Annotated in this window: 12 protein-coding genes; 2 read left to right on the top strand and 10 right to left on the bottom strand. The window is 73.5% G+C overall.

Annotated features, from left to right (window positions below):
* The first annotated feature begins 2 nt into the window (after positions 1-2).
* A complete protein-coding gene (locus tag IE264_RS13080; protein ID WP_032758007.1) occupies positions 3-902 on the top strand; it encodes an ADP-ribosylglycohydrolase family protein in 900 nt (299 codons plus the stop codon).
* 162 nt (positions 903-1,064) lie between these two features.
* Positions 1,065-1,934, top strand: a complete 870-nt coding sequence (locus IE264_RS13085) for a hypothetical protein (protein ID WP_015611333.1) — start codon at positions 1,065-1,067, stop codon at positions 1,932-1,934.
* A 68-nt stretch (positions 1,935-2,002) separates the two neighbouring features.
* Here IE264_RS13085 and IE264_RS13090 read toward each other — a convergent pair whose 3' ends face one another.
* From IE264_RS13090 to ligD, 10 genes are all read right to left on the bottom strand, one after another.
* Positions 2,003-2,488 (bottom strand): DUF3291 domain-containing protein, encoded by a 486-nt coding sequence (locus tag IE264_RS13090; protein WP_015611334.1) that lies wholly within the window; start codon positions 2,486-2,488, stop codon positions 2,003-2,005.
* Positions 2,485-3,561, bottom strand: coding sequence for an amidase family protein (locus IE264_RS13095; protein WP_032757947.1), 1,077 nt, complete (start codon positions 3,559-3,561; stop codon positions 2,485-2,487). Before IE264_RS13095 ends, IE264_RS13090 begins: the two co-directional genes overlap by 4 nt.
* Before the next feature lie 101 nt (positions 3,562-3,662).
* Positions 3,663-5,120 carry a penicillin-binding transpeptidase domain-containing protein gene (locus tag IE264_RS13100; RefSeq protein WP_032757949.1) on the bottom strand — a complete coding sequence of 486 codons (1,458 nt, stop codon included), beginning with the start codon at positions 5,118-5,120 and terminating at the stop codon, positions 3,663-3,665.
* Positions 5,117-6,505 carry an FtsW/RodA/SpoVE family cell cycle protein gene (locus tag IE264_RS13105; protein ID WP_015611337.1) on the bottom strand — a complete coding sequence of 463 codons (1,389 nt, stop codon included), beginning with the start codon at positions 6,503-6,505 and terminating at the stop codon, positions 5,117-5,119. Before IE264_RS13105 ends, IE264_RS13100 begins: the two co-directional genes overlap by 4 nt.
* A gap of 107 nt (positions 6,506-6,612) precedes the next feature.
* A complete protein-coding gene (locus tag IE264_RS13110; RefSeq protein ID WP_015611338.1) occupies positions 6,613-7,107 on the bottom strand; it encodes an SH3 domain-containing protein in 495 nt (164 codons plus the stop codon).
* Between the two features lie 94 nt (positions 7,108-7,201).
* The gene (locus IE264_RS13115; protein ID WP_032757951.1) at positions 7,202-8,563 is read right to left on the bottom strand and encodes a histidine kinase dimerization/phospho-acceptor domain-containing protein; all 1,362 of its coding nucleotides are present in this window, start codon (positions 8,561-8,563) and stop codon (positions 7,202-7,204) included.
* The gene (locus IE264_RS13120; protein WP_032757952.1) at positions 8,560-9,288 is read right to left on the bottom strand and encodes a hypothetical protein; all 729 of its coding nucleotides are present in this window, start codon (positions 9,286-9,288) and stop codon (positions 8,560-8,562) included. The genes IE264_RS13115 and IE264_RS13120 overlap by 4 nt, the downstream gene beginning before the upstream one ends.
* A gap of 82 nt (positions 9,289-9,370) precedes the next feature.
* Entirely contained in the window at positions 9,371-9,685 is a 315-nt protein-coding gene (locus IE264_RS13125; RefSeq protein ID WP_015611341.1) for a zinc-ribbon domain-containing protein, read from the bottom strand.
* The gene (locus tag IE264_RS13130; protein WP_032757953.1) at positions 9,682-11,865 is read right to left on the bottom strand and encodes a HEAT repeat domain-containing protein; all 2,184 of its coding nucleotides are present in this window, start codon (positions 11,863-11,865) and stop codon (positions 9,682-9,684) included. Before IE264_RS13130 ends, IE264_RS13125 begins: the two co-directional genes overlap by 4 nt.
* A 440-nt stretch (positions 11,866-12,305) precedes the next feature.
* A complete protein-coding gene (gene ligD / locus IE264_RS13135) occupies positions 12,306-13,205 on the bottom strand; it encodes a non-homologous end-joining DNA ligase (RefSeq protein WP_032757954.1) in 900 nt (299 codons plus the stop codon).
* Positions 13,206-13,274 lie beyond the last annotated feature (69 nt).

Below are 13,274 nucleotides of genomic sequence, written 5' to 3' on the forward strand. Positions count from 1 at the left end.
GTATGACCACGAACCCGCCCCCAGCCACCGCCGCCGGGCTCGCGGCCGCCCGCCGCAGCCTCGAAGCCCTCGCGCTCGGGGACGCGTTCGGCGAGCGCTGGTTCCCCCTCTTCCGCGACCGCCGCCGGGCCGTGAACGAGATCCGGGCCCGACGCACCCCGCAGGAGCCCCTCTGGCACTGGACCGACGACACGGCCCTCGCGCTCGCCCTGCAACGCTCGCTCGACGAGCACGGCCAGGTCGACCAGGACCACCTGGCGCTCTGCTACGCCCTCGCCTTCGACGCCGACCGGGCCCGCGGCTACGGGCACGGCATGCACCTCCTGCTGCCCCAGCTCCTCGTCGCCCCCGCCGACTGGCGCGTCCTGGCCCCCGGGCTCTTCGACGGCGGCAGCCTCGGCAACGGCGCGGCGATGCGGGTCGCCCCGCTCGGCGCCCGCTTCCACGAGGACCTGGACCGGGTGGCGGAGCAGGCCGTGCTCTCCGCGGCCGTCACCCACACCCACCCGGACGGCATCGCGGGTGCGGTGGCGGTCGCCGTGGCCGCGGCGCTGTCGGTGCGGGGCGAGCTCACCCTGGAGGCCGTCGCGGACCGGACGCCCGAGGGGCCGGTACGGGACGGAGTGCGGCGCGCCGCCGAGACCCCGTTCACCACGGAACCGTGGCGGGCCGCGGACCTCCTCGGCAACGGGCAGCGCATCCGGGCCGACGACACCGTGCCCTTCGCCCTGTGGACCGCGGCCCGTCACGGGGGCGACCTGGAGGCGGCGCTCTGGGCGACTGCGGAGGGGTTCGGCGATGTGGACACGACGTGTGCCATCACCGGCGGTGTGGTCGGGGCGGCGACCGGGACGGCCGGGGCCCCGGAGCAATGGCTGCGCAGGCGCGAGCCGTTGGGGTGAGGGGGCGGCCGGCGGGGAGGGGGCCGGTCCGGCCCCCGTACCGATACCGGCCGCATGGAAGTGCCGATACCGGCCGTGTCGAAGTGCCGATGGCGACCGCGTCGAAGTGCCGATGCCGGCCGTTTCGAAATTCCGTTCGCAAACGTGTCGTACCGTGAGCGCATGACCACCCCGCCGCACCCGCCGCAGGGCCCGTACGGGCCGCCCCCGCCCCCGCAGAACCCCTACGGTCCGCCGGCCGCCGCCCCAGGGGTGCCGCAACAGCCCTACGGCTACCCGCAGCAGCCTCCGGCCCCGCCCCAGCAGGGCGGCTGGGGACAGCCCGGCTGGGGGCAGCCCGGTATACCCGGCGGGGGCGGTCCGGGGGCGGCCGACTGGCCGCCGCAGGGGCCGCAGCCGCCGCGGAAGAAGCGCACGGCGCTGATCGTCGGGATCGTGGTCGGCGCGGTCGTGCTGGCCGGCGGCATCGCCTTCGGCGTCTCCCAGCTCGTCGGGAAGACCACCGAGGCGGCGTTCCCGGAGGCCGAGTACAAGCTCGTCCTGGAGCAGAAGCTGCTGGACGGCGAGTTCACCCTGGCCCAGGACCTGTCCTCGACCGAGGGCAAGAAGATCGAGAAGATGTACGACCCCACCGTCCGCGACGCGAAGGCCGTCGTCGGGCAGTACAGCTCGGCCGAGGGCGGAGCCCTGGTGATCTCCGGGATGTACGGGCGGTTCACCCGCCCCGAGGCCATGACCGGCAAGATGATGGACGGCGGGGCCGCCGGGAACGGCGCGACCGTCGTCGTACCGCCGAAGGAGTTCACCCCCGCCGGTTACGACATCACGCTGGAGTGCCAGGTGCTCCAGTCGAACCAGGCCGGGGTCAAGGCCAACGTGCCGATGTGTGCCTGGGGCGACGACAACACGGGGGTGTCCGTGGGGATCATCCGACCCGAGACCGCCCTCAAGGACCCCAGCTCGATCGACCTGGAGGCGGCCGCGGTCGAGACCGCCAAGATCCGTGAGGAGATCCGCCGCCCGATCGGCTGACCGACTGACCGGCCCCGGCCGTCCGCCCGTCGTGGATCAGCGCACCCCGGCCGTCCGCCCGTCGCCGGTCAGTGCACCCCGGCCGGTGCCGGGAACCGGGTGCGCAGGGTGAACGCCCGCTCGGTCGGGCCGTGTTCGCGCAGGTGGAGCAGGCGTTCCTCGGCGTCCGCGACCGTCGGGCGCTCCCCTGCGGGCACCCACCACAGGGCGGTCATCGCCTCCCTGACCTGCTCGAACCACTCGCGTCGCCGGCTCATCAGCTCCCGGTGGAGCCCGGCGTACATGAAGGCCGTGAGCGCTTCGGCGTCCCGCCATACCGACATGTTCACGATCAACCAGTCGTCCCCGAAGACCGGGACGTCCGTGGCGTTCCCGGAGTCCGAGCGCAGCCGCCACACGAACCCGTCGGCCCGGTCGGCGACCGCGTTCACCGGGTCCAGCCCGTCGACGAAGTCCTTCAACTGCGGTGAATCCAGCGGAAATCTGAGCCGGGCGATGTTCACCTGCGCCAACTCGTGTTTTCCGCCGACTGTTTGCGTCTCGATAGAGGTCATGGCCGCACGGTAGGCAGGGCGTTCTCCACCGCGCGGGCCATTCCGAGCAGCGAGACGTCCGCCCCGCGCTCCGCCACCAGGTGGAGTCCCACCGGGCAGCCGTCCCCGGTGAATCCGGCGGGCAGGCTGGCCGCCGGGTGGCCGCTCAGGTTGAACGCCCAGGTCAGGGCGGTGGAGTAGAGCGCACCCGGGCCCTCGTGCCCATGCGGCCGGTTGGGCGTGACCGGGGTCAGCAACAGGGGCGCGGTGGCGAAGAGGGCATCGAGCCGCTCATCGTTCGCCCGCCGGACCAGGGCCGCCTCCGGGGCCCCGGGCGACCCTCCCCGTACCGCCGTCCAGGCCCGTACCGGGTCGAGCAGCGCGCAGTCGGCGTCCAGCAGGCGTACGGTCCCCGCCGAGACCAGCCGGTCCACCGCCGCCCGGACGACGCCCGCCACCTCCGGGTCCACGTCCGCGAAGCCGAGGTCCTCGCTGTAGACGGCGGGCAGCGGGAGGGAAGGGGCGGCGGGCTCCTCGTACCCGTCCAGGACATGGCGGAGGTACCGTTCCGCCCCGGCCGCCGACCGGGCCAGCACCCCGGCCGACGCGAGCCCGGACTTGTCGGGGGAAGGGAGCAGCCCGTTCGTCGTCTTCAGCCCGAACACCCCGCACCAGGCGGCCGGGATGCGGACCGACCCGGCCCCGTCGCTGCCCGTCGCCAGCTCCACCATCCCCGCCGCCACCGCGACCGCCGAGCCCGCCGACGAACCGCCGGGCGTCCGGTCCGTCCGCCACGGGTTGACCGTACGGCCGTGGGCGCCCTGCCCCCAGGTCTGCCAGTGGGTGCCGGGCCCGGGGACCGAGGTCGCGCCGACCGGGACGCCACCCGCCGCGATCAGCCGACGGGCCGCGTACGAGCGGATGCCGGCGGGGCCCTTCACGGCGAACGGCAGCCCGCGCAGGGGGAGCCGGAGCGCCGCCGGTTCGCGGGCGAGGGCCTCCTCGGGCCAGACCTCGGTGAACGCGTTGAGCGCCGGGTCCAGCATGGCGATCCGCTCCAGGGCCCGCGCCACGGCGGAGGGTGTCCGTGTCATGGGCCCAGTCTTCCGGAGGCCGCAGGTCCCGGCCCCCGCCTCCCTGCACGGAGCAGGCCCCCGCCTCCCCGCAGGCCCCCAGACCCACCGGAAGCCAACCCTCACCCCTCCAACGCCGCCTCCATCACCGCCCGGGCGATCGGGGCCGCGCTGCCGCCGCCGCTGATGTCGGCCCGGTCGGCGGAGGCGTCCTCCACCACCACGGCGACCGCGACCGCCGGGCGGCCGGAGTCCGGGGCCTGGGCCCAGGAGATGAACCAGGCGTACGGCAGACCGGAGTTGTCGATGCCGTGCTGGGCGGTGCCGGTCTTGCCGCCGACCTTCACCCCGTCGATCGCCGCGTTCGACCCGGTGCCGTTCTCCACCACGTCGACCATCATCCGCTGCAGCTGCACCGCCGTGGAGGGGCTCATCGCCCGCTCGTAGGAGCGCGGTCCCTGCTGCTGGACCGTGTCCCCGTCCGCGGTGGTCACCCGGTCCACCAGATACGGCACGCGCAGGTCGCCGTGGTTCGCCACCGCCGCCGCGACCATCGCCATCTGGAGCGGGGTCGCGGTCGTGTTGAACTGCCCGATCGAGGAGAGCGCGAGCTGGTCGTCGCTCATGTCGGTGTCGAAGTTGCTCCGCGCCACCCCGGACGGGATGCGCAGCCCCGTCTCGTTGAAGCCGAACCTCCCCGCCGCCTCCACCATCCCCTCCAGCCCGACCTCCACCCCCAGATGGGCCATCACCGTGTTGCAGGAGACCCGGATCGCGTCGGCCAGCGAGGCCTGCTCGCACCCGGTGGCCTCGTTGGGCAGGGTGGTCCTCGTGCCCGGCAGGACGTACGGCGACGGGGTGTCCGTGGGTGCCTCCGCGTCCTTCACCACCCGGGCGTCCAGCGCCGCCGCGGCCGTCACGATCTTGAACGTGGAGCCCGGCGGATAGGTCTGCCGGATGGCCCGGTTGAGCATCGGCAGGCTCTTGGCCGCGTTCAGCCGGGTCCAGGCGTCGGTCACCGCAGAGCCGGTGCCGGAGAGCCGCTCGGGGTCGTACGACGGGGTCGAGACCAGCGCCAGGATCCGGCCCGTCGACGGCTCCAGGGCGGCGACCGCGCCCCGCCGCCCGCTCAGTCCGGCGTACGCGGCGCGCTGCATCGACTCCTTGACGGTCGTGACGACGTTGCCGCCCGGCTGCCGGCCCCGCGTGAACTCGTCCCAGAAGGGCAGCGGCGCCAGCAGCGAGTCCGTCCCCGACAGGACGCCGTCCTCGGCGTTCTCGATGAGCGTGGTGCCGTACGTCTGCGAGGCGTACCCGGTCACCGGCGCGTACAGCGGGCCGTGCAGATAGGTGCGTTCGAAGCTGAGCTGCTCGCCGGTCTCCTTGTTCCCGGTCACGGCCCGGTCGCCGACCAGGATGTTTCCGCGCGGCTGGTCGTAACGGACGATGGTGTTACGGCGGTTGGCCGGGTTGTCGTCCAGCTCATCGGCCTCGAAGAGCTGGATCCGGGCCGCGTTGGCGAGCAGCGCCACGAGCAGGAGCAGACAGAAGGCGGCGGCCCGCCGGATGTAGCGGATCACCGGTCCTCCTCCGGTGTGCTGGTGGCGCTCGCGATGACCCCGGTCTCCACCTGTTCGGGGTGCGGTCTGCGCGAGACGTCGCTCAGCCGGATCAGCAGCGCCACGATGATCCAGTTGGTGACGACGGAGGAGCCGCCCTGCGCCAGGAACGGCATAGCCATCCCGGTCAGCGGGATCAGCCCCATCACCCCGCCCGCGATGACGAACACCTGGAGCGCCAGGATCGAGGCGAGACCGATGGCCAGCAGCCGTCCGAAGGGGTCGCGCAGGGCGAGCCCGGCCCGGTAGCCGCGTGCCACGAGGAGCGCGTACAGCAGGAAGATCGCGGTCAGGCCGCTGAGCCCCAGCTCCTCGCCCGCCGTCGCCAGGATGAAGTCGGACTTGGTGGCGAAGCCGATGAGGATGGAGTGGCCCGCCCCGAGCCCGGTGCCGAGCATGCCCCCGGCGGCGAAGGCGAAGAGCGACTGGGCGAGCTGGCCGGGGCCCCGCCCCGCGTCGATCGAGGCGAACGGGTCCAGCCAGTCCTGCACGCGGCCGTGCACATGCGGCTCGAACGAGCCGACGACGAACGCCCCGACGGCCGCCAGCAGCAGCCCGACCGCGATCCAGCCGGTCCGGCCGGTCGCCACGTACAGCATGATGACGAAGAGTCCGAAGAACAGCAGCGAGGTGCCGAGGTCCCGCTCCAGCACCAGCACGCCGACGCTGATCAGCCAGATCGCCACGATGGGGCCGAGCACCCGGCCGGTGGGCAGTTGCAGCTTCCAGAACGTGCGGCCGGTGTACGCGAGCGCGTTGCGGTTGGCGGCGAGGTAGGCGGCGAAGAAGACCGCGAGCAGGATCTTGGCGAACTCGCCCGGCTGGAACGAGAGCCCGCCGACCCGGATCCAGATCTTCGCCCCGTTCACCGCCGGGAAGAAGATCGGCACGATCATCAGGACGAGCGCGGTGGCGACCGACAGGTAGGCGTAGCGCTGGAGCACCCGGTGGTCGCGGAGCAGCACCACGACGACGGCGAAGAGCGCGACCCCGAGCGTGGACCAGATCAGCTGGGTGGGGGCGGCCTGGTCGCGCGGGGTTTCCAGGTCGAGCCGGTAGATCAGCACCAGGCCGAGCCCGTTGAGCAGGACGGCGATCGGCAGCAGCAGCGGATCGGCGTACGGGGCCCGGAAGCGGACCGCGACATGGGCCAGCAGGGCGAGCATGCCGAGCCCGGCACCGTAGCCGGCGACATCGGGGGGCACGGCCCCGTCGTGGGCGAGGCCGACGGCCGCGTAACCGTAGACGGAGATCAGGACGGCCCCGATGAGGAGCGAGAGCTCGACCCCGCGCCGTCTGGGCAGGCGGAGCTCGGGCGGGGGAGCGTCCGCCGTCGTTGCGGTCATGGACCGCAACGTAGCAAGAGGTGTGCCCTATTTCCCTTATGTCATAGTGCGTCCGCCCGGGGAGCCGGTGGCTCCCCGGGCGGACGGGGCATGCGGGGGTGGGGCGGTCAGCAGAAGCGCGGCGCCGCACCGATGTTCTCGATGTAGCGGGCCGAGCCCCAGGCCCAGGTGCCGTCGGTCAGCAGGTACCAGCGGTTGTTGCCGTCGACGTTGTCGCCCGTGGTCTTGCAGAAGATATTGACGACGGTGCCGTACTTGACCGAGCCCACGACCTTGCTGCTGCGGGTCGGCTTGTCGCGCAGCAGCAGGTACGGCTTGGCGATGACCCGTCCCTTGTAGGTCCGCTTGGGCGCCTGGGGCTTGGCCTGGTTCTGCGTCTGTGCCTCCTGGCGGGCCTCGTGCTCGCGCTGGAGGGCCGAGGCGGAGAGCTCGTCCGAGGCCGGGGCCGGGGCCGGGGCCGATACCGCGGCCTCACCGCGCTGGTCGACGGGCTGGGGGTCCGCCGCCAGAGCGGGAGCGGCGGCCGTAACCGCCGCGAGGGCGCCGGTGGCGACGCAGAGACCGATCCGGCGGAACCGCGAGGGGCGGGACAGGGGGGACATGCTGCCTCCAGGGAAAAGGAAAGGGGGACCGTGAGGGGCGCGAGCCGGTCTCACCCTCGTCACGCTAGGTTCGCCACGGAGAGTTCGCAATACATCACTGTGTGTTACGAATGTCCGGATTCGTGCTCCCCGTGCCCTCGCCGCCCGTGATCCCGGCGGAATCGCCGTCGTCGAGGCGTACGTACTCCGGCAGCGTCAGCCGTGCCAGCGCGCCGCCGTCCGGGGGATTCGTGAACTCCAGACGGGCCCCGATCACCGTGGCCTGGCCCACGGCGATGGTCAGCCCGAGTCCGTGACCCTTGCCTGCGCCGTCCGTGCGGAACCGCTGCGGACCGCCCTCCAGGAGGTACCCCGGGAAGCCCTCGCCGTGGTCGCGTACGGAGACCACCGCGCCCTCCACTCCCAGCACCACCGGCGGGGCGCCGTGGCGGTGGGCGTTGGCCACCAGGTTGCCGAGCACCCGCTCCAGCCGCCGCCGGTCCGTCTCCACCCGCGCCGGATCCGCGACCCGCACCTCGGTCGGGGTGCCGGAGGCCCGCACCACCCGTTCCGCCAGCGGGGCGAGGTCGTGCACGGCCAGGTCGACCTGCTCCGTACGGGCGTCCAGGCGCGAGATCTCCAGCAGGTCCTCGGTCAGCGCGCGCATCGCCCGCACCCGGTCCTGTACCAGCTCCGCCGGGCGCCCCGGCGGCAGCAGCTCGGCGGCGGCCGAGAGACCGGTGAGCGGGGTGCGCAGCTCGTGCGCCACATCGGCGGTGAACCGCTGCTCCGTCTGGAGCTTGCGCTGGAGGCTGGAGGCCATGGTGTCCAGCGCGCCCGAGACGATGGCTACCTCGTCCTGACCGCGCACGGGACGCGCCGTACGGGGGTCCCCGACCCGGGCGTCGAGGTCGCCCGCGCTGATCCGGCGGGCCACCCGGGCCGTCTGGTGCAGCCTGCGGGTCACCCGGCCGACGGCGAAGAGGCCCACGGCCAGGGTGGCGGCGATGGCCAGCAGCGAGGAGCCGATGATCGCCCGGTCCAGCCCCGCGATGGTGTTGGCGCTGTGGCTGTAGTCCGTCCAGGTGGCCAGTGCCCGCCCGTCCGCCGGGCCCGCCGCCCACATCGCGGGGCCGCCGCGCCCGTCCGGGTCACCCGGCCGGTGCGGGCCGTCCGCGACCGCGGTGCCGCGCTCGCCGCCCGCGGCCAGGGCGCGCAGCGAGGCGGGCAGCCCCGGCGGGTCGATGCCGGAGCCCCTGGGCAGCGGCTCCCCGGCCTCGTACGCGTCGGTGATCACCTCCAGCCGGTCCAGCGCCTTCTCGCGGGCGTGGGAGACCGTCTGCCGGGTCACCGCGGTGTGCACGAGGACGCCCAGCAGGGCGGCGAGCGTGCAGCACATGACGGTGAGGAAGACCGCGGACTTCCAGGTGAGGGTCGCGGTCCAGGCGGGGGAGCGGAACCGGCGGCGCCGCTTCATCGGCCGTCCGCCGAGGGCGACCCCGACCCCGAGGGGCTCGGGGTCCGGTCGCGGTCCGCGTCCTTGCGGCGCTCCGGCGCCCGCAGGATCTCGTCCCGGGTCGCCAGCATCGCGCGCTGCCGGGCATCCCAGGACCAGGCGGTCCGGTACTCGTACCCGGAGATCGCCGAAGGGGCCCGCAGGACCAGGTCCCGGCCGGCCAGCTCCACGCTGATCACGGCGTCCGAGGTGGACATGATCCGGGTCAGCCCGCCCCGGTCGGCCAGGTACGCGCGCACGGCGAGCTGGCGTCCGGGCATCCGGATGCCGAGGACCAGCTCGTCCCTGCCGTCGCCGGTCAGGTCGAAGTAGTACGGGTTCAGGACCGGGCAGTCGTCCGGGGCCGACCGGCAGGCCCGGATCTGCCGGACCGTTCCGTCGGGCAGTTCGTCCAGGCCGCTGTCACGGTCGGTCTTCGCCTTCAGCCCGGCCTGCGCCACCGCGACCGGATCCAGCCGGCGCACATCGCCGCCGGGCACCGTGATCCCGGGGATACGGGCCGTCTCGCCCTCCCCGTAGTCGTACGGGGCGGCCGACGCGGGCGGCAGATCCGGCCAGAGGCGGGCGGGCTCGACGGCGGAGGGGGCCTCGCCGGCGCTCTCCAGCCCGCCGGCCGAACCGCAGCCGGAGACCAGGGCGAGCGCGGCCACGGCGGACGCGACGGCGGGGACGCGGACCGGGCGCACGGCTGGCCCTTCTCTTGGACGACAGGGGGCCTACACCCTAGGACGAGTCCGTGCGCAATGCCCACTTCGTACCGATACAGCCTCAGCGCTGGTAGGGGTTCTGCCCCGGCTGCGTGAAGCCCGGCTGCTGCGGGGCCTGCCCGAGGCCGCCGTCAGGACCCGCCGCGTGCTGGGCGAGCAACTGGTCGGCCTGCTCCTTGGATATCTGCTGCTCCCCGCCGCAGAACGTGCACTGCGTCGCGTACTTCGTCGAGAACGGGAAGAGCGGCACGAAGAACAGCGTGAACTTCGTGACCCGCTTGCGCAGTGTGTGCGCCGCCGGATTGCCGCACCAGCCGCACACCATCGTCAGGATGGCCAGCTGGTGGAGGTAGCCCTTGGTGCCGAAAATGATCATGCCGTGTTCCCTTTCCCCGTCCCCCGGAGTGCCTGTCGGCACAGCGCCAGGAGTTTTTCGTCCTCGTAGGTGTCATGACTGCCGTACCCGCCGTCCAGCGCGTTGTGACGGCGTACGCAGGCGAGCTCGGCGCGCAGCACCTGTGCCGCCGTCGACGCCGGGCCGAGCGGACCCATACGTGCCAGGCATTCTGCCACCCGGACGCGGACATGGCGGTTCTTCTCCCAGGCGGTCAGCAGCACCTCGATGCTCTCCTCGGGCCGCCCCGTCACCTCCCAGAGCGCGATCGCCGCGTCCACCCGCAGCCACAGCTCGTCGTGGGCGAGCAGACCGCGCAGCCGGGGTGCCACCACCGCCGCGTGCGGCCCCAGTGCCCCCAGCGCCGCCGCCGCGGCCCGCCGGTCGTGCACCTGGTCCGCCTGGAGCCCCTCGATCAGCACGGGCAGCACCGCGTCCCGGTCCCCGGCCACCGCCCACAGTGCCTCGGCCGCCTCCGTGGCCGTCCCCGAACGGCGGAGCATCGCCCGCAGCTCCGGCACGGCCTCCCGCGCGGCCGGCCCGAACGACCCGAGCGCCCGCAGCGCCGCCGTACGCAGCCACTCGCCCCGGTACTCCGGGGCGCCGCGCAGCACCCGCAGCACCTCCGGCGTCGCCTCGCCCGCTCGCAGCCCGGTCAGCCCGGCCAGCAACGGGCTCGCCCGGTCGTACGCCCCCTCGTCCAGCGCCACCCCGGCGAGCCTGCGCCGCAGCGCCCCCGCCAGCGGACGCGCGGCCGGGCCGAGATGACCGACCGCGAACCCCACGTCGTGCGGCACCTCCGGCAGCTCCAGGGCCGCCGCCAGGGCCGGCACCGCCCGGGCGTCGCCGAGCCGGGCCAGGGCCTTCACCGTGGAGCCGAGCCCCGGCGGACCGCTGGCCCATGCCTTCACCCAGCCACCGGGATCGGCCGCCAGCCGGGCCGCCAGCGCGTCGGCGGTGGGGGCGGCCAGCGAGAACAGCTCCTCCAGTACGTGGGAGGCGGCCTCGGCCAGCCGGGGCTCGGGGTCGGAGAGCTGGTCGCCGACGAGCGCCACCAGCTCCTCGTACGAGCCGCGCCAGGCCCGCATCAGCCCGCCGCTCATCCGTACGGCGTCGATGCGCTGCCAGCGGTCGGGGCTGCGGAGCTGGTCGATGAGGAGAGCCGTACGGTCACCCACCCGGTCGTCGAGGCCGACGTGCAGGGTGCGCAGCAGATCGGCGGCCCAGGGGGCGCCGCGCCCGGCGTTCTCCTGGGCGGAGAGGGCGCGCAACTGGCCCACCAGGGTCGGCGCCACGGCCTGGTCGGCCCGGGAGACCTCCGCACAGCCGACCGGTTCGGTGTCGGGCTCCGCCTCGGCGTCGACGTCCTGCTCGCCGTCCTGGTCGTGCTGCGGGTGCGGGTGCTGGTGGTCCTGTTCCGGTGCGCCGCCCGGCGCGCACCGCAGTTCCCGGAGCAGTCCCGACACCACCGGCACCACATCGCGGGGCAGCGCGTCGGGCGAACAGCGCGCGAGCTGGGCCAGGGCGGCGAGCCGCAGCCCCGGCGCGTGCTCCCGGTCCACCAGCAGGGTCAGCCACTCGGCCACCCGCCCCGCCAGCGGACGGTGGCGCAGGGCGACCCGCCCGGCCGCCTCCACGAGGGCGAGCCGCACCTCCTCGTCCGGCTCCACGGGCAGCCGCTCCCGCAGCAGCGCCAGGACCCGCACGGGGTGCCGGTGCAGCGTGGCCAGCGCCAGCGGGGCCGCCAGCCGCACGCCGGGGTCCTCGTCGGCGATCAGCTCGAAGAACACCCCGGCCCCCGCGGTGACCGCGGCCGCCGCCATCGCGTAGTTCGCGGCGCCCTCGATCTCGTCCTCGTCGATCTCCGCCTCGTCGTCCTCGTCCAGATCGAAGCCGCCGATGCTGGTGAGCAGCTCGACCACGCTGCCCCGGTCCTGCACGTCCGGGTCCACGGCCAGCTCGAAGAGAAAGGGGATGCACGCGAGGGTGCAGGCGTAGACGTCCCCCTGGTGGTGCACGGCCCCGTACATGCCGTCGAGCGCGCTCTCCCGTTCCGCCGGATCGGCGGAGGCGAGCCCCCGAAGGAGCACCGGCACGTCGTCGGCGGGCCCGTAGGCATGCTCCATCGAAGCCCAGTCGACCTCATCGATCCCCGAGAACACGCCATCCCCTCCCCACGTCACGGCGGCGCCCGGAAGCTCCACCCGTCTCCGGCACACCTGTTCCCCACGCCCCTGCGGCGCGTCCCGAAGAAAGCGCCTGCGCAGAGTGTGCACCACGGCTCCGACAATCCACCCGCCACTTGTGGCCTTTCCTCATGCCGTGACCAGGTCATGACCCTGTCATGACGCGAAGACGGCGGGAGAACCTGTGCGCAGCCTGTGAATCCGGGCGAACCGGTTGCGAGGCGTGTCCGGGGGGCTTGTGCGGTCCGGCCCGGAGCCGTCGCGGGAATCAGGCCGGACCTGTCGTAGGGACCGGGCCGGATCCTTCGTTCCGACGGGATCAGGCCGGACTCGTCGTCGGGATCAGGCCACACCGGTCGGACCGGATTCGTCGTCGGGATCAGGCCGGACCGGTCGGACCGGATTCGTCGTCGGGATCAGGCCGGACCCGCGGGCAGCGGCCGTGCCCGGTCCGGATCGAGCAGGGGGCCGAGCAGGTCCCCGTAACGTTCCAGCCGCGCGGCCATGCCGTCCGCCCGGAACACCAGGTCCTCCGGATTCCGGCACCCCTCGATCTCGTCCCAGGTGACGGGCGCGGAGACGGTGGGCTCGGTCCTGGCCCGCAGGGTGTAGGGCGTGGCGGTGGTCTTCGACGCGGAGTTCTGGCTGAAGTCGACGAAGACCTTGCCGGGGCGCAGGGCGCGCTTCATCCGGTGCAGGGCCAGTTCCGGCAGGGCGCTCTCCGCCTCCACCGCGAGCCGCTTCGCGTACGCGGACACCTCGGCGGACGGGGTCGGCTCCAGCGGGACCAGCAGATGCAGGCCCTTGGAGCCGGACGTCTTCCCGTACGCGAACAGCCCGTCGGCGGCGAGCCGCTCCCGCAGCCAGAGGGCCACCGCACAGCACTGCACGACGGTTGCGGGGGAGCCGGGGTCCAGGTCGAAGACCATCCGGTCGGCGGTCTCCGGGGCGTCGGCCCGCCACTGCGGGGTGTGGAACTCCACCACCAGGTTGGCCGCCCACATCAGCGAGGCCAGGTCCTGGACCATCACCTGCCGGGCGGCCTGGTCCTCGCTGCGCGGCACGGGGGTGGTGTGCACCCAGTCGGGCGTACCGGGCGGCGGGTTCTTGGTGAAGAAGAGCTGGCCCCCGGGCCCGTCCGGATAGCGCAGGAAGGAGACCGGGCGGTCGCGCAGATGGGGCAGGATCGCCCCCGCCACCGTGGCCGCGTAGTAGTGCAGCACCTCGCCCTTGGTGGTCCCGGTGGCCGGATACAGCACCTTGTCGAGGTTGCTGAGCGAGAGGCGCCGCCCCTCCACCTCCGTGATCGGCGTCATACGATAAGAGTCACACGAATCGCACGAATATCACGTGAAACTTCTCAACCGTCTGTAACGGTCAAAAGG

It is taken from the genome of Streptomyces microflavus (assembly GCF_014650075.1).
Classification (GTDB): Bacteria; Actinomycetota; Actinomycetes; order Streptomycetales; family Streptomycetaceae; genus Streptomyces; species Streptomyces microflavus.

Excerpts from the sequence above, each read along its gene's own strand:
- IE264_RS13105 (WP_015611337.1), bottom strand. The coding sequence starts at position 6,505 with ATGACCGCAACGACGGCGGACGCTCCCCCGCCCGAGCTCCGCCTGCCC.
- IE264_RS13115 (WP_032757951.1), bottom strand. The coding sequence starts at position 8,563 with ATGAAGCGGCGCCGCCGGTTCCGCTCCCCCGCCTGGACCGCGACCCTC.
- IE264_RS13080 (WP_032758007.1), top strand. The coding sequence starts at position 3 with ATGACCACGAACCCGCCCCCAGCCACCGCCGCCGGGCTCGCGGCCGCC.
- ligD (WP_032757954.1), bottom strand. The coding sequence starts at position 13,205 with ATGACGCCGATCACGGAGGTGGAGGGGCGGCGCCTCTCGCTCAGCAAC.
- IE264_RS13095 (WP_032757947.1), bottom strand. The coding sequence starts at position 3,561 with ATGACACGGACACCCTCCGCCGTGGCGCGGGCCCTGGAGCGGATCGCC.
- IE264_RS13085 (WP_015611333.1), top strand. The coding sequence starts at position 1,065 with ATGACCACCCCGCCGCACCCGCCGCAGGGCCCGTACGGGCCGCCCCCG.
- IE264_RS13125 (WP_015611341.1), bottom strand. The coding sequence starts at position 9,685 with ATGATCATTTTCGGCACCAAGGGCTACCTCCACCAGCTGGCCATCCTG.
- IE264_RS13110 (WP_015611338.1), bottom strand. The coding sequence starts at position 7,107 with ATGTCCCCCCTGTCCCGCCCCTCGCGGTTCCGCCGGATCGGTCTCTGC.
- IE264_RS13090 (WP_015611334.1), bottom strand. The coding sequence starts at position 2,488 with ATGACCTCTATCGAGACGCAAACAGTCGGCGGAAAACACGAGTTGGCG.